Here is a 21,494-nt window from a genome sequence, read left to right on the forward strand (position 1 = left end):
CTTCACCCTGGACATGGGTAGATCACCTGGTTTCGGGTCTACGACCACGTACTATGCACGCCCTATTCAGACTCGCTTTCGCTGCGGCTCCGTCTTATCAACTTAACCTTGCACGGGATCGTAACTCGCCGGTTCATTCTACAAAAGGCACGCCATTACCCATTAACGGGCTTTGACTACTTGTAGGCACACGGTTTCAGGATCTCTTTCACTCCCCTTCCGGGGTGCTTTTCACCTTTCCCTCACGGTACTGGTTCACTATCGGTCACTAGGGAGTATTTAGCCTTGGGAGATGGTCCTCCCTGCTTCCGACGGGATTTCACGTGTCCCGCCGTACTCAGGATCCACTCTGGAGGGAACGAAGTTTCAACTACAGGGTTGTTACCTTCTTTGACGGGCCTTTCCAGACCTCTTCATTTACTCCGTTCCTTTGTAACTCCGTACATGAGTGTCCTACAACCCCAAGAGGCAAGCCTCTTGGTTTGGGCTTCTTCCGTTTCGCTCGCCGCTACTCAGGAAATCGCGTTTGCTTTCTCTTCCTCCGGGTACTTAGATGTTTCAGTTCCCCGGGTCTGCCTTTAATACCCTATGTATTCAGGTAAAAATACTACTCCATTACGAGCAGTGGGTTTCCCCATTCGGAAATCTCCGGATCAAAGCTTACTTACAGCTCCCCGAAGCATATCGGTGTTAGTACCGTCCTTCATCGGCTCCTAGTGCCAAGGCATCCACCGTGCGCCCTTAACAACTTAACCTCTTCGACAAACGATAAGCGTCGAATTTCTTCGTTGACTTCCCATCTTCCGGTGCTCATGTACTCTCGTACACTCCGCTCCTCATCAGGTCGTCGCCTCGAACTTCTCGCTTCTCCTTTGTCTCAAGACATAAGATCAAACTTAATATCTTGATTAACATTTATTAAGAGAATCACTAAACTAAGCGTTTAAACTCAGTGAATTACTTGAATTGTTTTCGTTATCTAGTTTTCAAGGAACATAAAACACAGGACATTTAAATGCATGATGCATTTAGACTCCTATGTGTTGAGTCTTACTTATATAGAAAGATCAGTATGATCTCTCAAAACTAAACAAAATACCAAGCGTGCTCCATTTTCCTTAGAAAGGAGGTGATCCAGCCGCACCTTCCGATACGGCTACCTTGTTACGACTTCACCCCAATCATCTGTCCCACCTTAGGCGGCTGGCTCCTTACGGTTACCCCACCGACTTCGGGTGTTACAAACTCTCGTGGTGTGACGGGCGGTGTGTACAAGGCCCGGGAACGTATTCACCGCGGCATGCTGATCCGCGATTACTAGCGATTCCGGCTTCATGCAGGCGAGTTGCAGCCTGCAATCCGAACTGAGAATGGTTTTATGGGATTGGCTTGACCTCGCGGTCTTGCAGCCCCTTTGTACCATCCATTGTAGCACGTGTGTAGCCCAGGTCATAAGGGGCATGATGATTTGACGTCATCCCCACCTTCCTCCGGTTTGTCACCGGCAGTCACCTTAGAGTGCCCAACTTAATGCTGGCAACTAAGATCAAGGGTTGCGCTCGTTGCGGGACTTAACCCAACATCTCACGACACGAGCTGACGACAACCATGCACCACCTGTCACTTCGTCCCCCGAAGGGGAACCTTCTATCTCTAGAAGTAGCGAAGGATGTCAAGACCTGGTAAGGTTCTTCGCGTTGCTTCGAATTAAACCACATGCTCCACCGCTTGTGCGGGCCCCCGTCAATTCCTTTGAGTTTCAGTCTTGCGACCGTACTCCCCAGGCGGAGTGCTTAATGCGTTTGCTGCAGCACTAAAGGGCGGAAACCCTCTAACACTTAGCACTCATCGTTTACGGCGTGGACTACCAGGGTATCTAATCCTGTTCGCTCCCCACGCTTTCGCGCCTCAGCGTCAGTTACAGACCAGAGAGTCGCCTTCGCCACTGGTGTTCCTCCACATCTCTACGCATTTCACCGCTACACGTGGAATTCCACTCTCCTCTTCTGCACTCAAGTTCCCCAGTTTCCAATGACCCTCCACGGTTGAGCCGTGGGCTTTCACATCAGACTTAAGAAACCGCCTGCGCGCGCTTTACGCCCAATAATTCCGGACAACGCTTGCCACCTACGTATTACCGCGGCTGCTGGCACGTAGTTAGCCGTGGCTTTCTGGTTAGGTACCGTCAAGGTACCAGCAGTTACTCTGGTACTTGTTCTTCCCTAACAACAGAACTTTACGACCCGAAGGCCTTCATCGTTCACGCGGCGTTGCTCCGTCAGACTTTCGTCCATTGCGGAAGATTCCCTACTGCTGCCTCCCGTAGGAGTCTGGGCCGTGTCTCAGTCCCAGTGTGGCCGATCACCCTCTCAGGTCGGCTACGCATCGTCGCCTTGGTGAGCCGTTACCTCACCAACTAGCTAATGCGCCGCGGGTCCATCTGTAAGTGACAGCTAAAAGCCGCCTTTCAATTTCGAACCATGCGGTTCAAAATGTTATCCGGTATTAGCTCCGGTTTCCCGGAGTTATCCCAATCTTACAGGCAGGTTACCCACGTGTTACTCACCCGTCCGCCGCTAACCTCAGGGAGCAAGCTCCCATTGGTTCGCTCAACTTGCATGTATTAGGCACGCCGCCAGCGTTCGTCCTGAGCCAGGATCAAACTCTCCAATAAAGAGTTGATATAGCTCATAATAACTTGTACTATAAAAGTACATTACTTACTTTTGTTAATCTCAGTAAGATTAACTTTAGCACGCTTGGTTTTGTTTAGTTTTCAAAGATCATTTCAAGCTCCGTTTCAGAAGCGACTTAACCAATATAACATTTAGTAATCTTCTCGTCAACACCTATTTTTTCGTGTTGTTTTTTTGTCTGCTTCAGAAGCGACGTTTAATAATATATCACGTTTATTTTATAAACACAAGCACTTTTAAAAAAATAAAAAGATGACAATCAGCCACCTTCATTCATTGCCCCTCTATAATATTGTTCTTCAAGCAAAGATATATTCTCGCGCTCTTTTAATTTACCTTCTTTATCTAAAATATCCTTTAATAATTTAAATGCTAAAATTTCAGGGGGGGTAATATCTTTCTTTAATGCTTCTGTGAGTATTAAAGGTGCTAACTCAATATGATATTCACAGAGTTCTTTACATTTATATAGTATTTTATCATCTTCCTCACTTTGAGCATAATACATTTTAACTAATTCCTGGTGGGCACGGTGCAAAATAAAAGGACGCTTCGTACGGTTAATGATTTCAATTAATAATTTTTCAGCAAGAAGATATTCCTTTGATTCAAAAGCCCAAGAAACATTTCCTAATAAAAAACCACAATCACTTCTTTTTGTTTTGGCATGACTGTCAGGGTGATCTAAATCCTTAGGCTGAATCCTTCCTCCAAAGGACCACTTTATACAATTTCTAATAAATGCTCTTTCATAACTTTGAAGACTATCCCAAAAATCATCAAGTTCTAATTGATGAATAATGCCACCGTATTGTCTTTCTATTTTTGCTACTTTCATTTGTTTTATTAGTGCTGGATTTTTAAAGTTGAATAGTTTTTTTATACCCATACATTCACCTCTTGGACAATTCTGATGAATTATATGTTTTATTCTCACCTTTCATTACTCTGTAGACTAAACTCTTATTTATTCTATATTTATAGTTGTAGTAAGCACAGAGATCATGTATAGTAATGACTAAAATAAATACTTAAACCACAAGGGGAGCCTTTAAGCTGAGATTGAATGTTTACCATTCTAACCCTTTGAACCTGTTAGTTAATACTAGTGTAGGGATGTGGAAGATCATGTTTAAAGTAATGCTTGGATTATATGATCATTCCAATCATTGCTTTTTTATTTTGAGGCTAAAATAAGGTTGCCTTTTGGTTTGATGTAAAAGAGAGGTAATTAGTTTGCGAGGAAATCAACGTTTATTATTTTTAATCGAAGTTGCTATGTTAGCTTCACTGGCATTTTTACTTGATTTATTATCAAGTGTTATTGGTAAGTTACCACAGGGCGGTTCCATTTCACTGGGCATGATCCCAATTTTCATCATTGCTTATCGTTGGGGAATAAAAGGAGGACTTCTAACTGGTTTGTTACTAGGCCTTTTACAAGCTGTTCTTGGCAACCCTTATATTGTCCATCCTGTTCAAGGGTTTCTTGATTACTACCTAGCATTTACTGTTGTTGGGTTTAGTGGAGTCTTCTTCAAGCAGATTCAAAACGCTTTTCAAAATAATAGTAAAAAGTTAGCGATTTTTTATATAACACTAGGGGCACTACTTGGAAGTTTACTAAGAATGGTCGCACATGTTGTTGCGGGTGTTGCATTTTTTGCATCGTTCGCACCTGAAGGTACTCCTGTACTAACATACTCTATTGTTTATAATGCTTCTTATATGATTCCAACAATGATCGTTTCTGCAATTGTTGTTAGTTTACTATTAGTAACTTCTCCTAGATTAATAATAAGAAAATAACTCTAACAAAACCTTGGCCCCTCGCCAAGGTTTTTCTATTTTTCATAAATAATAAGTAATCATCATAGTAGATACTATTATCTCTATGAAACCCCTTATTACACTATCACTCTGCACGAATAAATTCTACTTTGTAGAAAAAACATTCATATTTTCAATTCTTTCAGCATGTATTAATAGAAATAATAGATTTATAATCGGAGGACAAAGAGATGACTGTATCTTATGGAATTATATTATTAACATTATTTCTATCACTATTTCATTTCTCTTATGGCTATAAGGAGGCAATTCGAATTAGTAACGAAGAGGGTCCTGTTCAAGGCTTGTCTTTAATATTTAGCATTCCTCTAGGTTTTACCTTTGCTTACTTATGTTCGATTTTCTACATTTCATCTTAATTTTACAAACTCGCCAATCGGCGAGTTTTTTTGAAATTTCTTAAGCACGTCCTTACCTTCAAACGTCATTTTTACCAATCCTGCTTCATAAATATCAATAAGAATTCACCTTTGCAGGAGGTTGCTTTGGAGACATTTAAATTGGTATGTAAAAACTTTATATACTCCAGTTTTACTCTCATTATACTATTTGTATGTTTTGTTTGTTTCCATTTATTTTCTCACATAAAAGTCAGTCTTGTTTTTAGCATAGTTATGACACTAACTTCTTTTACTCTATTCTGTTTCTTTGTATATAGTTTGATCACTTTGAAAAGGACTTTTTCATTTTATTTTTTAAAAGGTCGGAGTGGAATTGTTTCTTTTATAATGATCACAACATGCACTTTCTTTTTATCCATCTACTTTTTTTCCATCAATCTCATGATATCTAGTGAGTTGGGAGGAAATTTAACACTTGAGGAGAAGTACCAGCTTTATTTAATACCTTTTCAATCAAATAAGGTAACCATTGCAGATTATCAAGCGATGAAGAAGGATAAAATGGTGAGCTCATACAAAAATGTAATGATCTATTATGAAACACATGAGAAAGAGCTGGTCCCAATTATAGAGGATGTTCTAAATCGTGCTGATGAACTTACAACAAATCTTTTGGGTGATGTCCACGATAACGAGATTGATCTTATTCTTCATTCTTCTATAGAAGATCTTTATGAAAAAACCTCCTTAGTTCAGACTATGCTACTTTGACGATCCGAATGATATTGTCGGGATTGCCATAACGGACTTATCAGATATCGTCTCAAATCAAATGCCACAATCATTTTATTTCCAAAGCACCATTTTACACGAATATACTCACTATCGATTGCAAGCTTTTATTAAAGAGCAAGAACTTTACGTCTATAGAATTCCTCTATGGTTTCATGAGGGAGTTGCAGAGTATGTTGGTATGTATAACGTTGCACATCGATATTATCCTTTTCAAGAAACCTCATTTTCCCATCTTGTGACACATAAAGACTGGGAAAAATATCGTCTAGAAGATTATGATGTTTATTTGCAAAGTTATTATGCAATTAAGTATCTCGTTGATCAATTCGGAGAACCAATTCTTAAATCAATCATTATAGAAACAGCAAAAACTAATGATTTTAATGAGGGATTTACTAAAGCAACTGGTATTACAATAGAAGATTTACAATCACAGTATATTAAAGAAGAAAATCAATACTTCCAAACAAAAAATGAAAGCCTCCAGCATTAGCTGGCAGGCTTTAGTTCTTTGCGCATGTATTTTTTTATTTGTTTTTCTAATACAAAAAGCATAATCCCAACCATAATAATACTTCCTCCCGCTACTTGGGAGGGAATCATTTTTTCTCCTAAAAAGAAATATGCAAGGATTATTGAACCAACTGGCTCGAACAAAATCATCACAGATATTGTATTTGTGCTAACCCATTTTAAAGACCAATTAAATAATGAGTGTCCGAGCAATGTTGGAATAATGGCTAATAGAATAAAATTATACCAGTCTGATGTCGGATAAGGACCTAAGGGATATTGTAAGATTAAACAATAGAGTAATAGAGTTAATGAGCTAATTCCATATACAATGAATGTATATAAAATAAGCGAGTGTCTTTTTCTAATTCCCTGTCCAAAGAGCAAATATGCGGTAATCATTGCACATGCTACTAAAGAAAGAATATCCCCAAACAAAGCAAGACCACTTATTTTAAAATCGCCCCAACTAATGATCATACTCCCAGTGATAGCGAGAATTCCACTATACAAAGCCATCTTTGAAACTTTTTCTTTAAAAAACAAATATGTTCCCACAAACGCAAACAACGGTTGAAGAGTTACTAAAACTACAGAACTAGCGACTGATGTATAGTTTAACGATTCAAACCAAAGAATGAAATGAAAAGCTAAAAATACACCGGCTATCGTTGAATATAACCAATCTACTTTTGATAAGGCCTTCAATTCTGAACGATGTTTGATTAGAAATATTGGCGCAATAAGAATCGTCGCAAAAAACAATCGATAAAAAGCAATAACCGGAGCAGGAGCTGATGTTATCTTTACAAAAATAGCTGAAGTTGAAACAGAAAGTACACCAACAACCAGAGCTGCATAAGGAAAAAAGCGCGGAGAGTTCAAAGTTGTTCCTCCTATCATTCAAAAACCTACAATATTCTACCATGAAACGTAATAGAATAGTTGCGAAATTTGTAGAAGAATTCATAATAGAGTTGGAAAATCTTTGTAGTATAATAGTATTAGTTTCAAATCTACTAATATTGTATGAAAAAATACTAATCAAGGGGGAAAATAATGATCATTCAACTTGAAACCACACGTCAAGAAATTCTAAATACTGTTAATGGCATTCCAGAACATTTATTCAATGAAAGAGAAAATGAGCAAACATGGAGTGTTGGGCAAGTACTTGAACACCTACATAAAACTGAAGTTGAGATTACGAAAGCTATAAAGTATATGTTAACCCTACCAGAGCAAGAACCTCTTCCAGATCAACCACTTGAACTAACATTAAATCGTTCTACAAAAATAATGGCACCAGCAGCAATTACTCCAGCAATTGTAGTAAATAAAAACGACATTTTACAAGCTCTGTCTCAATCTCGAAATCAACTCCTACAACTTATTGATTCTATACCTCCAGAGCAAGACCTTACAACACGAGGATTTAAACACCCTGTTTTCCCAATTTTATCGATTAAACAATGGATTGAATTTGTTGGTTATCATGAACAAAGACATCTAGCACAAATTTTCGAAATAAAACAGTTTATCACAAATGAAAGCGTTTAATGACTAGGGGGATACAGCAATTGAATAAATATAAAAAACAATCACTAATTCTTGTTATTTTCACTGCATTAACTTTATTATTCTCGACAACTGCAACTGCAGCCGAACAGGAAGAAACATTAACAGTTGTTTCTCTTGGTGACTCCATTACATTTGGGTGGAATTTGGAACAACCACAGACTCCTCCTGTTCAATCGGAAAATGCCTTCCCTTTTCTAATAGGTAACGGAAATACAGAGGTTTTAAATGTCAGCTATCCTGGATGGACTTCAACTCAGCTCCTTGAAGCCATAAAAACGGAAGAATCCCAACAAAAGCTCCAACAAGCTGAAACTGTTACATTAAGTATTGGAGCAAATGACCTATTACAAGCAATTGAACTAAGTAAAATGATTGAGAATCAGCAAGCCGTTGATCCAGAAGCGCTTCAACAAAAGGTTGCAGCTGCGACTGCTCAAGTATACAACAATATAACAGAAATCATTACTCTTATAAAAGGACAAACAGATGCACCAATTTTATTATATTCGTTATATAACCCATTCGGTATGAATGATCCAATCTACGGAAGTATACATATGTTAGGTGAAATGATTACGAACAGTGTAAACAGCAAGGTATATTCAACAATAGCTTTCAACAAGGTGTACAATATCTTGATGCCTATTCTGCTTTTAATGGTAAGCAACAGGACTACATCATACCAGGAGATATTCATCCAACGATTTCCGGTCAACAAGCGTTAGCTCTGCTTGCAACAAATCGGCTTAATGAATTAAACCCAATTATGATAAACCCAATCTTGTCTACTGAGGAAGAAACAGCAGAACCTGTTTCCATTACACTTGAAAAAATTGAACATACTATAGAAATCAAATGGCTTTCTGGAGAAAAAACTGCAGCTGATTTTGTAAATGAGGGAAATCTCGTAGAAAACAACTCCTTTACTGTTACTGAGAATGGTGTTTATACCATTTATGTAAAAACTGCATTAGGAGAAAGCATTAGTAGAATTGAAATCTCAAATATCACTCCTAAAGTTGAAGATCCGATAGAAGATGAGGAGCCTCCAGTTGACGTTGAACAACCAGAGGAAGAAGAACCTCCAAGTGATACAAATGAAGATGAAGATCAAGTTCCTGCAGAGCAACCTGAAAAAGAAACTCAAGATGAAGCTCCAAAGGTGGAGAAACCAAAGCAAACAATGGTGAAAAGTGGACATGCTCTACCAGATACAGCCACTTCTATGTACAACATTTTACTAACTGGCCTTTGTTTCATAGGAATAGGTGGCGGAGTCTTATTTAATCAAAGACTACGAAAATCAAGGGTAAAGCAATAAATGAAATAAGTACCCCACTAACGGGGTACTTATTTTCACTCTGAACCTTTCTGTTTATGGTGTTCCTCTTTATGTCTCATAAAATGAAAATCTCTTTCTTCATCAAAAGGAAAAAGCTTTTGTTTTTTCGCTTCATCTTTGTAATTTGTAAAGATTTCCTCCATAAGTTGTTGAGTTGTTTTATCTTTTGCATCAATTCCTAGCTTCTCCGCAGTTTGTAACGTTTTCTTATCAATAACCTCTCTTGCAAGCTGCTTCATATCCTTACCTTCTGTTTCAATCCCTAATTTTTTTGCTTCATTCTTTATGCCAACCTCAAAAACTTCCTTGCCTAGTTCATCTAAAGTTTTCCCCTCTGTATCAATATTCAGCTCTTTAGCTTTATTCATAATGAGCGTTTCTCTAATTTCATTCGCAATATCCTCCATGTCTTTTCCATCCGTCTTAATTCCCAACTCTTTTGCTTTGTTCATAATGTGAGTTTCTCTTAATTCTTTTGCAACTTCTTCTACTTCTTTTCCTTCCGTTTCTATTCCCATTTCTTTTGCTTTTTCGATAATTTTTGCTTCATGTACTTCTTTAGCTAATTGTTCAGTTTCTTTTCCTTCTGCTTCAATTCCTAATTCTTCTGCTCTTTTTTCTAAAAAATCACGATTCATCTTGTGGTGAGGGTGCCCTTCCCCCGGTCCCTTCTCAGCTAAAGCAGGACTTGCCCCAATTATTCCTATAGCAAGTGCTCCAGTTAATACGTATGTAACCATTTTTCTTTTCATTTTCTACCTCCATTAAGTATAGATTGGAAAAATGTATTCACCATTTTCCGCTTCCTTCATAGAGTGTCCAAAAATCTTGAATAAATTGTTACTATTATGTTTCATCTTTTTGAACGAGTATGAAAGAATTATGTGACGAAAGGTAATAACATATATAATGATAAAGATTAGAACATTTTATATACATTTGCGCTTATATATAGTCAGGAGTGAATGATCGATGAAAACAGTTGTTGTCATAGGTGGTGGAATAACAGGTCTTACCGCCATGTTTTATTTACAAAAGCTTAAGAAAGAACAAAATTTAAATATAAATTGTATCCTTGTAGAACAAAACAAGTACTTAGGAGGAAAGATAAAATCTGTTAAAAACGAGGATTTTATTATGGAAACAGGTGCTGACTCTATTGTTGCAAGAAATGAAGGAGTAATACCTCTTATACATGATTTACAACTAGAAGATAAGGTAGTTTATAACGAAACAGGTATTTCGTATATTTATTCTAAAAACACATTAAAGCCAATACCAGCAGACTCTGTTTTCGGGATTCCAACAAGTATTGGGTCATTATTTAACAGCACATTAATCTCACCAAAGGGTAAAATAATGGCTTTAAAAGATTTTGTGAAGAAAAACGAGACATTTACTAGTGATAGTTCTATTGGAGCTTTCTTAGAAGCTTTTTTGGGCAAAGAATTAGTTGAAGATCAAATTTCCCCTGTTCTTTCAGGTGTTTATTCCGGAAAACTAGATGAACTCACAATGGCTTCAACTCTTCCATATCTATTAGAATATAAAAATCAATACGGCAGTATTATACGAGGAATGTCCAAAAATAAAGAAAAATTCCTTTCAGCAAATAATAAAAAATTCCTATCATTTAAAGGTGGACTATCTACAATCATTGATCAACTTGAGGATCAGTTATCAGATACTTCCATTTTAAAAGGCATAAAAACAGAAACGATTAAACAGGTACAAGATGGATATGAAATATCTTTTGACCAGCATACTCCAATTAAGGCTGACTATGTTGTTTTAGCTACTCCGCATGATGCAGCACAGAAATTATTAACGATTAAAGAGCTTGACCAGGAATTTATTAAATTGAAAAACTCATCACTCATCAGTGTTTATCTTGGATTTGATGTTCCTGATCAACAGCTTCCCGCAAACGGTACTGGCTTTATCGTAACAGAAAATAGTGATTTACTTTGTGATGCATGTACTTGGACGAGTAGAAAATGGGCTCATACTTCAGAAAAACAAAGATTACTTGTTCGTCTTTTCTATAAAAGCTCTAATTCTGCTTATGAAAAAATAAAAAAATTGAGTAGAGAAGAAATAATTGAGACTGCCTTGGGAGATATTCAAAAAAGTCTTAACATAACGGCAAAACCAGAAGTTGTCGAAGTGACTAACTGGAATGAGCTTATGCCAAATTATCACCTTGAACATAACCAGGCAATCACTTCACTTGGAGAGAAATTAGCGGAACATACACCAAATGTATTTATAGCTGGTGCCTCTTATTTTGGAGTTGGTATTGGTGCCTGTATCAAAAATGGAAAAGAAACCGCTGAGAAGATTGTTCATCAACTTAAGAACAATAGCGCAAGTGCCTCGTTATAAATTTTATAAACGATGAAAAGCAGGGTAAACTCCCCTGCTTTTGCGTTTTTATACTCTTAGCTCCTCAATTACTTAGTCCACACCATGAGCCAATACATCAAAATGAATTATCCTTTGTAGCCATATCCCTTCATGCCCTTTGCTTTTGTTTTTACTTTAAAAAGCCTCCAGACAATGGATATTTCTCCAGCTCTTCTTCACTTAATCCTTGTCGAGCTGTTGTGATATACAGTTCATCTAAATGTTCCCCACCAAATGTGCACGAAGTAACATGTTTAACAGGAACTACAATTTCATCTAACTGTTTTCCTGTAAAAGGATTCCATTGTGTAACTCTAGAACCATCCCAATGTGCTAACCAAATCATCCCGTCTGAATCAATTGTCATACCATCTGGTGAACCCATTTCATTCGGAATAACAACAGATGTCTTCTTACTACTAATATTCCCAGTTAGTTTATCATAAGAGAAAACCGCCACTTCCCCAGTAGGAGTATCAATATAATACATAAACTTTTCATCAGGACTCCATGCTAAACCATTCGATATTGTTACTGAAGAAAGAATTTTATGAATTTGTCCAGACGGATCCAAACGATACAATGACCCTTTTCCTGTCTCGATATTTAAAGCCATTGTTCCTATGAAGAAGCGACCGGAGCTGTCACATTTACCATCATTAAATCGTATATTAGGTTGATTTTCTTCTGGGTTTGCAACTAATAGTAGTTCCTCAGTCTTTATATCAAAACGATAAATTCCATCATGCATGGCTAAAAGTATTTTTCCTGGCTGCGCGGGTACCGCTGCTCCTACATACTGATGAAATGTAAATGTCTTATTTTCTTTCGTTATAGGATCATAACGATGAAGTCTTTTCTCCATAATATCAACCCAATATAATACATGCTCTTCTCCATTCCAATGAGGTCCTTCCCCTAGAGCAGCCTTTTGATCCACTACTAAATCAACAATATAACTCACTTTTCTTCCTCCCTCTCCCATTACCTATTTCATGGCCTATCTTTTATGAAGCTGATTCATTTTCAGTAAACTGACTCTGATGTAAATCAGCATAAAAACCTCCTTTTTCAAGAAGCTCCTCATGTGTTCCTTTTTCTATAATATCTCCTTGATTCATGACGAGAATAAGATCGGCATCACGGATGGTAGATAACCGATGTGCAATCACAAAGCTTGTTCTTCCTTCCAAAAGTTTTGTCATCGCCTGCTGAATTTTCATTTCTGTCCTTGTATCAACACTGCTCGTTGCTTCATCAAGTAAAAGAATCTTTGGTTTTGCTAAAATGGCTCGTGCTATTGTGAGTAGCTGTCGTTGTCCTTGTGATAAATTTGTAGCGTCTTCTCCTAACAGCGTTTCATAGCCGTCAGGTAATGTTCGGATAAAATCATCAGCATAGGCATTTCTTGCAGCTTCCTCAATCTCTTCATTTGCGGCATGTTCATTTCCGTAAGCAATATTTTCCCGAATGGTTCCACTAAATAACCAGGTGTCCTGCAGCACCATTGCAAATAAACTTCGAACCTGCTCCTTACTCATATCAGTCAAACTAACACCGTCAATTTTAATAGACCCTCCATCCAATTCATAAAATCTCATTAAAAGATTGACAATTGTCGTTTTGCCTGCACCAGTGGGACCTACGATGGCAACAGTTTGACCTTCTTGTACCTCAAGACTTACATCATTAATAATTGGCTGATTTTTCTCATACCCGAAACGTACGGCATCAAAGATAACATGTCCTTTAAGCTCGGATACTTTAAGGGCAGCATCCTCTTCCTGTTTTTCCTCTTCTTCGTCCAAAAGTTGAAACACTCGTTCTGCTGAAGCTATGGCAACTTGAATCATATTAGCAATTCCCGCAGCCTGAGCTAATGGTTGAGAAATTTGCTGTGTATATTGAATAAAAGCTTGTACATCTCCAACACGAATACTTCCATTAATAACAAGCAAGCCACCTGAAATGGCTACAATTATAAATCCTATATTCCCAACAAAACTCATTAACGGCATCATTAATCCAGAAATAAACTGAGCTCTCCAGCTTGATTCATATAGCCGATCATTGATTGAATCAAAGGTTGCAATTGACTTATTTTCATGACCAAATGCCTTTACCACCTGATGTCCGGTAAACATTTCTTCAATATGACCGTTGATGTTTCCAAGCTCTTCCTGCTGCTTAACAAAGTGTTTTTGTGAAAACTTCGTCACAAAACGCGCAACCGTTAAACTAAGTGGAATGGTAACTACTACAACTAATGTTAGAAGAGGACTAATAACAAGCATCATGATAATGATCCCAATAATGGAGATAAAAGAGTTGATTACTTGTGTTAGTGCCTGTTGTAGGGATGTATTAATGTTATCAATATCATTTACCGCTCTACTTAACAAATCACCATGAGAGTGCTTGTCAAAATACTTAAGAGGCAACCGTGATAATTTCTCATTTACTTCCCTTCGAAGCTGAGCAACCGTTCGCTGTGAAACAGAAGCCATAATATATTGTTGTGCATAAGAGAAAAGTGATGATAAAAGATATAAACCAATTAAAAGTAATAAAATCCTTGAAATAAAAGCAAAGTCCACAGAAGAACCGGAAGTAAAACTATCAAAAATAGAAGAAGTTGCATCTCCCAATAATTTCGGACTAATTACATTAAACAAAGTAGAAAAAATAGCCGCGATCGCAACAAGAATCATTCGATTTTTCCAAGGCTTTAAATAACCTACGAGTCTTTTAAACGTTTTTTTGAAATCCTTTGGTTTTTCGACAACCATTCCGGGGCCGTGTCTCATACCTCCACCTACAGGAGGTCCGCCACGTCGCTTATTGTCACTCATGCACTCACCTCCCCATCCTCTTGAGAAGCTACGATTTCTTGATAAACTTTATTTTCTTGTAATAACTTTTGATGAGTGCCAACTCCGACAATCTTCCCATCATTTAGAACAATGATTTTTTCAGCATCTTTTACCGTGTTAACACGTTGAGCCACAATTATCATTGTTGCATCTCCTGTTTCTTTCTTTAATTCATGTCGAAGCAAACGATCTGTTTTATAATCCAATGCCGAAAAGCTGTCATCAAATAAATAAATTTTAGGCTTTCTCACTAGTGACCTAGCAATAGATAATCGCTGTTTTTGTCCTCCAGAGAGATTTACACCTGCTTGTTCTAACTTACTATGTATCCCTTGATCTCTTTTTTCAACAAAATCAATTGCTTGAGCGGTTCTTAAAGCAGCATACATCTCCTCTTCTGATGCATCTTCTTTACCAAACGATAAGTTTTCCGCAATCGTCCCACTAAACAGCGTAGCTTTTTGTGGAACATAGCCAATCTGTTTGCGAAGTGTGCTTTGCTTGAAGGATTGTATATTTTGTCCATCAATGAGAATTTCTCCGCTTTCCACATCATAAAAACGAGGAATTAGCTGCAGCAACGTTGTTTTACCTGCACCTGTACTTCCGATAATTGCAGTTGTTTCACCAGGTTTTGCTGTAAAAGTGATCCCTTCAAGTACTGGTCTTTCCGCTCCTTCATAGCGAAATGTTACATCTTTAAATTCAATGATTCCTTTGGTTGGAAAGCTTTTATCTTCTCTTTCAGGATCTTTTATTGTTGGTTTAGTTGATAATACCTCTGTTAAACGTTTAGCTGATACTTGAGCACGAGGAATCATAATAAAAGCCATGGAAAGCATAATTAATGACATTAAGATCATCGCGGCGTATTGAATGAATGCTAATAGATTACCAACTTGCATATCTCCGTTATCGATCCGAATAGCCCCAAACCAAACGATGGCGATATTGGTAAAATTCATAATAATTAACATGATCGGAAACATAAAAGCCATTAACTTGCCAACTTTTATTCCTGTATCTTGAAAATCTTCATTTGCTGCATTAAAGCGTTTTCTCTCATGATCTCCTCTATTAAATGCTCTAACAACTCTTACCCCTGTTAAAGCCTCCCTTAAAATAAGAGTTAGTCGATCTGTTTTATTCTGTAAAGCTGAAAACAACGGAATTGCCTTTCTTGCCACAAGAAAAATAATCAAAGCTAAAACTGGTAGAGCAGCTAGAAAAACGAGTGACAAATACTTATCCCGGGACACGGCAAGAATAACTCCACCAATCAACATTAACGGTGCTCTGGTCATCATTCTCTGCATCATATTAATAACATCTTGGACAACCTTTACATCATTTGTCGTTCTAGTAATTAAGGAAGCTGAGCCAAACTTTTCATATTCATCTAGTGAAAAATGCTCTGTATGTACAAACATCGTTCTACGCATATCCCTTCCAAAACCCAGCGATACTTTAGAAGCAAAGTAACTTACTCCAACCATTAATAAAATAGCCATCAGTGAACATCCAAGCATCAAAGCACCTGTTTGCAGGATAAACGGAACATCACGATTAACAATCCCAACGTCCACTATTTCAGCCATTAAGGTTGGCAAATATAACTCAAATAATATCGCAGCCATTGAAAACAAAATAACAAAAGTCAACTTCACTCGATAAGGTTTGAGGTATTTTAGCATTTCAATCATCTCGTCACCTCATTTCAATTTATTTTACTCTTCATACTATTATAGCGATTATAGTTAACTTAATGAAACGTTTAGATATAAACTTTGCCACTTTATTCTAGTCTGATGTTTATATCAACTATGAATAAGGTATAGAAATAATAAAGCTAGAAAGGAGAATGATGATGTCAACAGTAACTGCAGGATTTCAAGTTCTTCCTAATGGTAAAGATATGAACACAGACGGAGTAATCCCAAAGATGGTAGAAGTTGTGAAAGAATCAGGATTAAAGTACAAAATTGGACCTATGGAGACAGTTGTTGAAGGAAACTTTGATAACATTATGCTCTTAATTAAAACGCTACAACAAGTAGGAATTCACATGGGCGCAACAGAAGTACTGACAAATGTTAAGCTACACTATAAACCTGATGGCATTTCAATTGAAGATAAAATGACTCATGTTAATTAGTAGAAATCACTGTGGTAAAAGAACCTACAAAACTATTATTAGAAAGGTGTGTCATTCTTAATGGCTTGGACTAAAAATGATTTTCCAGATTCAATGAAAAACTTAAATGAGTCTACTAGAAATAAAGCGATAGAAGTAGCAAATGCATTAGTCGAAGATGGGTACGAAGAAGGAAGAGCTATCTCTATTGGAATATCTCAGGCTGAGAAAATGATGAATTCAAATTCCAGTGATGTTACTTATCACATTGTCCCACACAATGGTGAGTGGGCACTAAAAAAAGAAAATGCCGAAAAAGTGACTAAGGTGTTTCAAACAAAAGCACAAGCACTTGATAAAGGACAAGATTATATGAAAAAGAAAGACGCTCAATTGGTCATTCACAGGCAGGATGGGACGATTGAGGAAATGAAAAATACAGGGAGTTAACCCGACAATTAATAACGGCTTTCCTCTTATTAAAGCCGTTATTTTTTTCTTGTCAAATTTTATGAAGCCGTGTAAAATAACTGCTATAAACTCATTTAATCACGGGGCATTAGCTCAGCTGGGAGAGCGCTACGCTGGCAGCGTAGAGGTCAGGGGTTCAGCCCCCCTATGCTCCATCTTTTATAAACCCTTGTATTCAAGGGTTTTTTCGTATTGCTTCTAATGACACGGTGGAGTTTGATTTATCCTCTATAATAATATGTAACTTTTAAAATCCCTTTAAACCTCTCTATCATATGCTAGAAATCCCGTTTACCATTTTCACCCATAAAATTGATTATACCGACAATAAATAGTCCAATAATACGATATTTCCTATAAATTTCCGACATAATTCAGCTTCTCTCATGTATATCCTAACGGGTAGTTTGACTCATTTTTATACCTTAACAATTACTTAACACTGTATTCATATTTCCTCCTTATAGTAGAAGCGTTGTTAACAAATAATAAGGAGGAATAGTATGATGCGGCAATTGTTTAAAAAGTTGTTTAGTAGTTTGTTAGTTTTAGCATTGATTCTTTCAACGTTTTTACCAGTGTTTTCGAAAAGTGTTAAAGCAGAAAATGCTTTCGCAACAGATTTATTTATTTCGGAGTATATAGAAGGAACTTCCTTCAACAAAGCAATTGAAATTTATAATGGGACTGGCCAGACAGTTGATTTGTCTCATTATAAAGTTGAGCTTTATTCGAATGGTAGTTCTACTGCAAGTCAAACTCTATCATTAACAGGAACTCTTGAAAATGGTGAAGTTTATGTTTTAGCCCATAATAGTGATAAAACAAGTACAGACATTTCGAATAAAGCAGATATTAAAAATGGTACAGTAATAAATTTTAACGGCGATGATGCTTTTGCTTTGAAAAAAAATGATCAATTAATAGATGTAATCGGAACAATTGGAGTTAGAGAAAATTTTGCTACGGATAAAACACTTGTCAGAAACCCAAACATCCACTCTGGCACAACAACATACACACCTGACCAATGGACAACATACAATAGTGACACACTCACATACTTAGGCTCTCACACAATAGACGGCACAGCACCTACAGATCCAGGTGATGGCGATACTACCGATCCAGAACAACCTGAAACAGGTGTATTATCTATCGCTGATGCAAAGCAAAAAACAAACCAAACTGTAACAATTGAAGGAATAGTTACAGCTGATAACTCTGCTATTGGTGGAGGAAAACTATCTACCTTTATTCAAGATGAAACAGCAGGTATTAATATCTATGCATCTAATGCAGCAAGCTTTATTGAGCTTACAGAAGGTAAAAAAGTTCGTGTAACAGGATCAATTACTCAATATAGAGGCTTAGCGGAAATTGTACCAACCTCTATTGTATTAATTGAAGAAAACAGTACAGTTCCTACAGCCCAATCTATTTCTCTAGCGGATTTACAAGATGCAACAATTTCAGAGCCGCTTGAAGGAAAGTTAGTAAAAGTAAGCGGTTATGTTCAATCAATCCCTTCTTCCCCTGCTGGCGGTGGTTATAATGTGTCGCTAGTGGACGAAAACTATCATTCTACTACTCTTCGTGTAATGGAAGAGGTTGGAATTGAGAATATAGAAAAAGGTAAATGGTATGAAATCACAGCTATTTTAAGTCAGTACGATTCTTATCAGCTAATACCAAGAAAGCAAGGAGATTTCACATTATTAGCTACGCAACCAGAACCACCAACAGCAGCTGGCGAATATTCAGCAGTTGTAGAAAGTGTTGTGGATGGCGATACGATTCATATTACAAACCCTGTACTAGGTTCGACTAAAGTACGTTATGTGAATATGGATACACCTGAAACTTACCACAAAGTTGTAACTGAAGCAGATCAAAATCAATTAGACTTCGGAAATGCTGCTAAAGCATACATGAACACTTTATTAAAAGCTGGTGACGAAATTATACTAAAAATTGGTGAAGAACCAACTGATGCATATGGTCGTCTTCTCGCTCAAGTTATTCGTAAAAGTGATAACATGAACACCAACTTAGAAATGGTACGTAAAGGCTATGCATCCTCCTATTTTATTTGGCCGGTTGGTTCTGAAGAAGATTACAATGCTTTCCAAGCAGCTGTTAAAGCAGCAAAAGATGAAGGACTAGGAATCTGGAACCCTGAAAATCTATTAATGGAGCTACCATTCGAGTTTCGTGCAAGAGAACAAGGAAAAGGCTTACTGCGCTATGTTGGAAATTCTGATAATAAAGAATACGTTTCTCCTGAGAACTGGGCAGACGTACCTGTAGAAAAAAGAATTTTCTTTGCAAGCACCGAAGAAGCCGAAGCAAACGGTTATACAGCAGCAACTGATAGTGAACCGAACGAAAATGTTAAAGTTCAATTATTAGGTGTAAATGATTTACACGGAAAAATTGATATAACTGGCACTAATGAAGGAGTAAATGTCGGAAGAGCAGATTACCTCGCTGCCTATTTACGCCAGCGTGAAGCAACAAATCCTAATACATTAATCGTACACCCAGGTGATATGGTTGGAGGAAGTTCTCCAGTATCTGCTTTATTGCAGGACGAGCCTACAGTTGAAATTATGGAATCGATTGGCTTTGATGTTGGAACTGTTGGAAATCATGAATTTGACGAGGGTGTAAGTGAGATGCTTCGCCTCATTAATGGTGGGGAACATCCGAATGGTACGGCAAACTATGATGGAATTGATTTCCCTATGATTGCTGCTAACGTATCATATAAGGATACACACGAACTAGTTCTCCCTCCATACGCAATCGAAGAAGTTGAAGGAGAAAAGATTGGATTTATTGGTGTTGCAACAACGGATACACCAAATATGATTATTGCAAACGGAAACGAAAATGTTGAATTTACAGATGAAGTTGAAGCCATTAATAAATATGTTCCTGAACTGCAAGAGCAAGGTGTTGAAGCAATTGTCGTCCTTTCTCACGTTCCTGGAAATCAATCTGGCGATGATCGTGCAACAGGTGATATCGCAAACATAGCAAACAATGTAAATGATGCAGTCGATGTTATCTTCGCAGCTCATAACCATGTAAAGCTAAATGCGGTTGTTGATAACAAATTGATTGTCCAAGCATGGGAATATGGGAAAGCCTTTGTAGATGTTGATTTAGAGATAGACCCAACTACAGGAGATATTATTAAAAAATCAGCGGAAATTGTTGATGTTGTTCAAAGTAATATTGAGCCTGATGCAGAAGTAAGCGCGATTTTAGAAAAATATCTGAATCAAGTAGGACCAAAGCTAAATGAAGTTATTGGACAAGCCGCAACTGAATTAACAGGTGGCTATGCAGCTAAAGGTGAAATTGGTGATAATGCACTTGGAAATTTAATTGCAGACGGTATGGCATACTCAATGAATAGTGATTTCGCTTTAATGAACGGTGGCGGAATCCGTGATGACCTTAATTCAGGTGACATCACATGGAATGAGTTATTTAATATCCAACCTTTCGGAAATACACTGGTAAAACTTGAAGTAACCGGTGATGATTTAAGGCAAATTATTAATTCTCAATTTAGCAGTTACGGGCCTGATGTTAGCATTAGTGGATTCCGCTATACATGGGACAGCTCCTTAGGGAAATATGGACAGGTTGTTGATTTATTTTTACCTAATGGAGAAAGGATCAATCCTGATGAAACTTACACTGTAACAGTAAATAACTATATGTACCCACACACTAATGACAAATATTTGCTAGCTGCGTTAGGTGAAAATCCAGTACAAGGTCCAGAAGATTTACAAGCAACAGTTGACTTTGTAAAGAGCTTTAATGGCCAGCCTATTTCCTATGCTGCAGAAGGTCGTATTTCTGAAGTTGTTGCACCAACTGACACAACAGCTCCAGTAACAGAAATACAAATTCCAGAAGCAAACTTTACAGACGGTTCTTTCTTAGAAGAGGTTACAGTTGAATTATCTGCTACTGATTCGGAATCTGAAGTTAAATCGATTGAATATAACCTTGATGATTCTGAGTGGGTTCCATATGTTGAAGCAATTACACTTGAAGCTGGTGAACATAAGCTTTCATACCGTTCAATAGACAGCGCAGACAATGTTGAAGAAACAAAAGTAACAGAAATACTAGTTCAAGCTGCAACAATTGATCATACGAAAAAGCTGGTTCAGGCTTCTGATGCGAAGAAAGGTGTTAAAGTTTCAATTCTAGCACAACTAGAAATTGCCGAACGTAACTTAGAAAGAAAAAGAGAAAACAAATTTAGTTTCTTGTCTTGGTTATTTGATTATCAAGCATATGATGCTTTAAAACGATTAAATGATCGAATCGAGAACTATCCAGATAAGTTAATGAGTGAAGATGATCGAAAAGATATTACAACAATGCTTACTTACATTGTTGAGCATAAGGCAGAATAAACATCTTCACACAATCTTTTTTTAAAAACAGATCAATATAGAG

17 protein-coding genes, 1 tRNA gene, 2 rRNA genes and 1 riboswitch (1 of these 21 running past the window's edge) are annotated in these 21,494 nt (G+C 37.3%); of the genes, 12 read left to right on the forward strand and 8 right to left on the reverse strand.

All coding sequences use genetic code 11. The features are described 5' to 3' along the window. The 3 genes from MVE64_RS07965 to MVE64_RS07975 form a co-directional block, all read right to left on the reverse strand. Positions 1 to 755 (reverse strand): 23S ribosomal RNA (locus MVE64_RS07965) (it extends 2,177 nt beyond the left edge of the window). A gap of 367 nt (positions 756 to 1,122) precedes the next feature. Next, a 16S ribosomal RNA gene (locus MVE64_RS07970) occupies positions 1,123 to 2,674 on the reverse strand. The 16S and 23S rRNA genes sit together here, the layout of an rRNA operon. Before the next feature lie 281 nt (positions 2,675 to 2,955). Beyond that, entirely contained in the window at positions 2,956 to 3,585 is a 630-nt protein-coding gene (locus MVE64_RS07975; protein WP_098798972.1) for a hypothetical protein, read from the reverse strand. Positions 3,586 to 3,727: 142 nt separating this feature from the next. Next, positions 3,728 to 3,830: riboswitch (TPP riboswitch) on the forward strand. Between the two features lie 102 nt (positions 3,831 to 3,932). Between MVE64_RS07975 and thiT the strand changes: the two genes are divergently transcribed. The 4 genes from thiT (at position 3,933) to MVE64_RS07995 (ending at position 6,176) form a co-directional block, all read left to right on the forward strand. Next, positions 3,933 to 4,505: an energy-coupled thiamine transporter ThiT gene (gene thiT, locus MVE64_RS07980; RefSeq protein ID WP_247345304.1), complete on the forward strand. Its 573-nt coding sequence runs from the start codon at positions 3,933 to 3,935 to the stop codon at positions 4,503 to 4,505. A gap of 212 nt (positions 4,506 to 4,717) precedes the next feature. Next, positions 4,718 to 4,906 (forward strand): hypothetical protein, encoded by a 189-nt coding sequence (locus MVE64_RS07985; RefSeq protein ID WP_247345306.1) that lies wholly within the window; start codon positions 4,718 to 4,720, stop codon positions 4,904 to 4,906. Positions 4,907 to 5,344: 438 nt separating this feature from the next. After that, positions 5,345 to 5,659 carry a hypothetical protein gene (locus MVE64_RS07990; protein ID WP_247345309.1) on the forward strand — a complete coding sequence of 105 codons (315 nt, stop codon included), beginning with the start codon at positions 5,345 to 5,347 and terminating at the stop codon, positions 5,657 to 5,659. Positions 5,660 to 5,687: 28 nt separating this feature from the next. After that, complete coding sequence (locus tag MVE64_RS07995; RefSeq protein ID WP_425594006.1) at positions 5,688 to 6,176, forward strand: peptidase MA family metallohydrolase; 489 nt, start codon at positions 5,688 to 5,690, stop codon at positions 6,174 to 6,176. On the opposite strand, the gene MVE64_RS08000 is transcribed toward MVE64_RS07995, so the two are convergent. Then, positions 6,173 to 7,081, reverse strand: a complete 909-nt coding sequence (locus tag MVE64_RS08000; protein WP_247345315.1) for a DMT family transporter — start codon at positions 7,079 to 7,081, stop codon at positions 6,173 to 6,175. The genes MVE64_RS07995 and MVE64_RS08000 overlap by 4 nt on opposite strands. Positions 7,082 to 7,255: 174 nt before the next feature. Between MVE64_RS08000 and MVE64_RS08005 the strand changes: the two genes are divergently transcribed. From MVE64_RS08005 to MVE64_RS08015, 3 genes are read left to right on the forward strand one after another with little or no spacing between them, the layout of a single operon-like run. Then, positions 7,256 to 7,756, forward strand: coding sequence for a DinB family protein (locus tag MVE64_RS08005; protein ID WP_247345317.1), 501 nt, complete (start codon positions 7,256 to 7,258; stop codon positions 7,754 to 7,756). Positions 7,757 to 7,776: 20 nt separating this feature from the next. After that, positions 7,777 to 8,502: a GDSL-type esterase/lipase family protein gene (locus MVE64_RS08010; protein WP_247345320.1), complete on the forward strand. Its 726-nt coding sequence runs from the start codon at positions 7,777 to 7,779 to the stop codon at positions 8,500 to 8,502. 56 nt (positions 8,503 to 8,558) lie between these two features. Next, on the forward strand, positions 8,559 to 9,098 hold the full coding sequence (locus MVE64_RS08015) for a hypothetical protein (RefSeq protein ID WP_247345323.1): 540 nt from the start codon (positions 8,559 to 8,561) through the stop codon (positions 9,096 to 9,098). A 35-nt stretch (positions 9,099 to 9,133) separates the two neighbouring features. Here MVE64_RS08015 and MVE64_RS08020 read toward each other — a convergent pair whose 3' ends face one another. Continuing rightward, a complete protein-coding gene (locus MVE64_RS08020; protein ID WP_247345326.1) occupies positions 9,134 to 9,871 on the reverse strand; it encodes a hypothetical protein in 738 nt (245 codons plus the stop codon). A gap of 220 nt (positions 9,872 to 10,091) precedes the next feature. Here MVE64_RS08020 and MVE64_RS08025 point away from each other — a divergent pair, with 220 nt between their 5' ends. Beyond that, positions 10,092 to 11,504, forward strand: a complete 1,413-nt coding sequence (locus tag MVE64_RS08025) for a protoporphyrinogen oxidase (protein ID WP_247345328.1) — start codon at positions 10,092 to 10,094, stop codon at positions 11,502 to 11,504. Between the two features lie 151 nt (positions 11,505 to 11,655). Here the strand turns inward: MVE64_RS08025 and MVE64_RS08030 are convergent, their stop codons facing one another. The 3 genes from MVE64_RS08030 to MVE64_RS08040 are packed head-to-tail and all read right to left on the reverse strand — an operon-like array spanning position 11,656 to position 16,101. Further along, on the reverse strand, positions 11,656 to 12,489 hold the full coding sequence (locus MVE64_RS08030) for an SMP-30/gluconolactonase/LRE family protein (protein ID WP_247345331.1): 834 nt from the start codon (positions 12,487 to 12,489) through the stop codon (positions 11,656 to 11,658). 43 nt (positions 12,490 to 12,532) lie between these two features. Then, positions 12,533 to 14,377 (reverse strand): ABC transporter ATP-binding protein, encoded by a 1,845-nt coding sequence (locus MVE64_RS08035; RefSeq protein ID WP_379052878.1) that lies wholly within the window; start codon positions 14,375 to 14,377, stop codon positions 12,533 to 12,535. Next, the gene (locus tag MVE64_RS08040; RefSeq protein ID WP_247345334.1) at positions 14,374 to 16,101 is read right to left on the reverse strand and encodes an ABC transporter ATP-binding protein; all 1,728 of its coding nucleotides are present in this window, start codon (positions 16,099 to 16,101) and stop codon (positions 14,374 to 14,376) included. The genes MVE64_RS08035 and MVE64_RS08040 overlap by 4 nt, the downstream gene beginning before the upstream one ends. A 164-nt stretch (positions 16,102 to 16,265) precedes the next feature. Between MVE64_RS08040 and MVE64_RS08045 the strand changes: the two genes are divergently transcribed. The 4 genes from MVE64_RS08045 to MVE64_RS08060 all read left to right on the forward strand — a co-directional run bounded on the left by MVE64_RS08045 (position 16,266) and on the right by MVE64_RS08060 (position 21,451). Then, positions 16,266 to 16,553: a thiamine-binding protein gene (locus MVE64_RS08045; RefSeq protein WP_247345337.1), complete on the forward strand. Its 288-nt coding sequence runs from the start codon at positions 16,266 to 16,268 to the stop codon at positions 16,551 to 16,553. A gap of 60 nt (positions 16,554 to 16,613) precedes the next feature. Further along, the gene (locus MVE64_RS08050) at positions 16,614 to 16,982 is read left to right on the forward strand and encodes a DUF2188 domain-containing protein (protein WP_247345340.1); all 369 of its coding nucleotides are present in this window, start codon (positions 16,614 to 16,616) and stop codon (positions 16,980 to 16,982) included. 103 nt (positions 16,983 to 17,085) lie between these two features. Then, positions 17,086 to 17,158, forward strand: a tRNA-Ala gene (locus MVE64_RS08055). A 348-nt stretch (positions 17,159 to 17,506) separates the two neighbouring features. Continuing rightward, a complete protein-coding gene (locus tag MVE64_RS08060) occupies positions 17,507 to 21,451 on the forward strand; it encodes a 5'-nucleotidase C-terminal domain-containing protein (RefSeq protein ID WP_247345343.1) in 3,945 nt (1,314 codons plus the stop codon). Positions 21,452 to 21,494: the final 43 nt, after the last annotated feature.

It is taken from the genome of Metabacillus endolithicus, assembly GCF_023078335.1.
Lineage (GTDB): Bacteria > Bacillota > Bacilli > Bacillales > Bacillaceae > Metabacillus > Metabacillus endolithicus.

Bases quoted from the DNA above. Each gene is read 5' to 3' on its own strand.
- MVE64_RS08040 (WP_247345334.1), bottom strand. From the start codon at position 16,101: ATGATTGAAATGCTAAAATACCTCAAACCTTATCGAGTGAAGTTGACT.
- MVE64_RS08025 (WP_247345328.1), top strand. From the start codon at position 10,092: ATGAAAACAGTTGTTGTCATAGGTGGTGGAATAACAGGTCTTACCGCC.
- MVE64_RS08060 (WP_247345343.1), top strand. From the start codon at position 17,507: ATGATGCGGCAATTGTTTAAAAAGTTGTTTAGTAGTTTGTTAGTTTTA.
- MVE64_RS07985 (WP_247345306.1), top strand. From the start codon at position 4,718: ATGACTGTATCTTATGGAATTATATTATTAACATTATTTCTATCACTA.
- MVE64_RS08020 (WP_247345326.1), bottom strand. From the start codon at position 9,871: ATGAAAAGAAAAATGGTTACATACGTATTAACTGGAGCACTTGCTATA.
- MVE64_RS07975 (WP_098798972.1), bottom strand. From the start codon at position 3,585: ATGGGTATAAAAAAACTATTCAACTTTAAAAATCCAGCACTAATAAAA.
- MVE64_RS08005 (WP_247345317.1), top strand. From the start codon at position 7,256: ATGATCATTCAACTTGAAACCACACGTCAAGAAATTCTAAATACTGTT.
- MVE64_RS08050 (WP_247345340.1), top strand. From the start codon at position 16,614: ATGGCTTGGACTAAAAATGATTTTCCAGATTCAATGAAAAACTTAAAT.
- MVE64_RS08045 (WP_247345337.1), top strand. From the start codon at position 16,266: ATGTCAACAGTAACTGCAGGATTTCAAGTTCTTCCTAATGGTAAAGAT.
- MVE64_RS08035 (WP_379052878.1), bottom strand. From the start codon at position 14,377: ATGAGTGACAATAAGCGACGTGGCGGACCTCCTGTAGGTGGAGGTATG.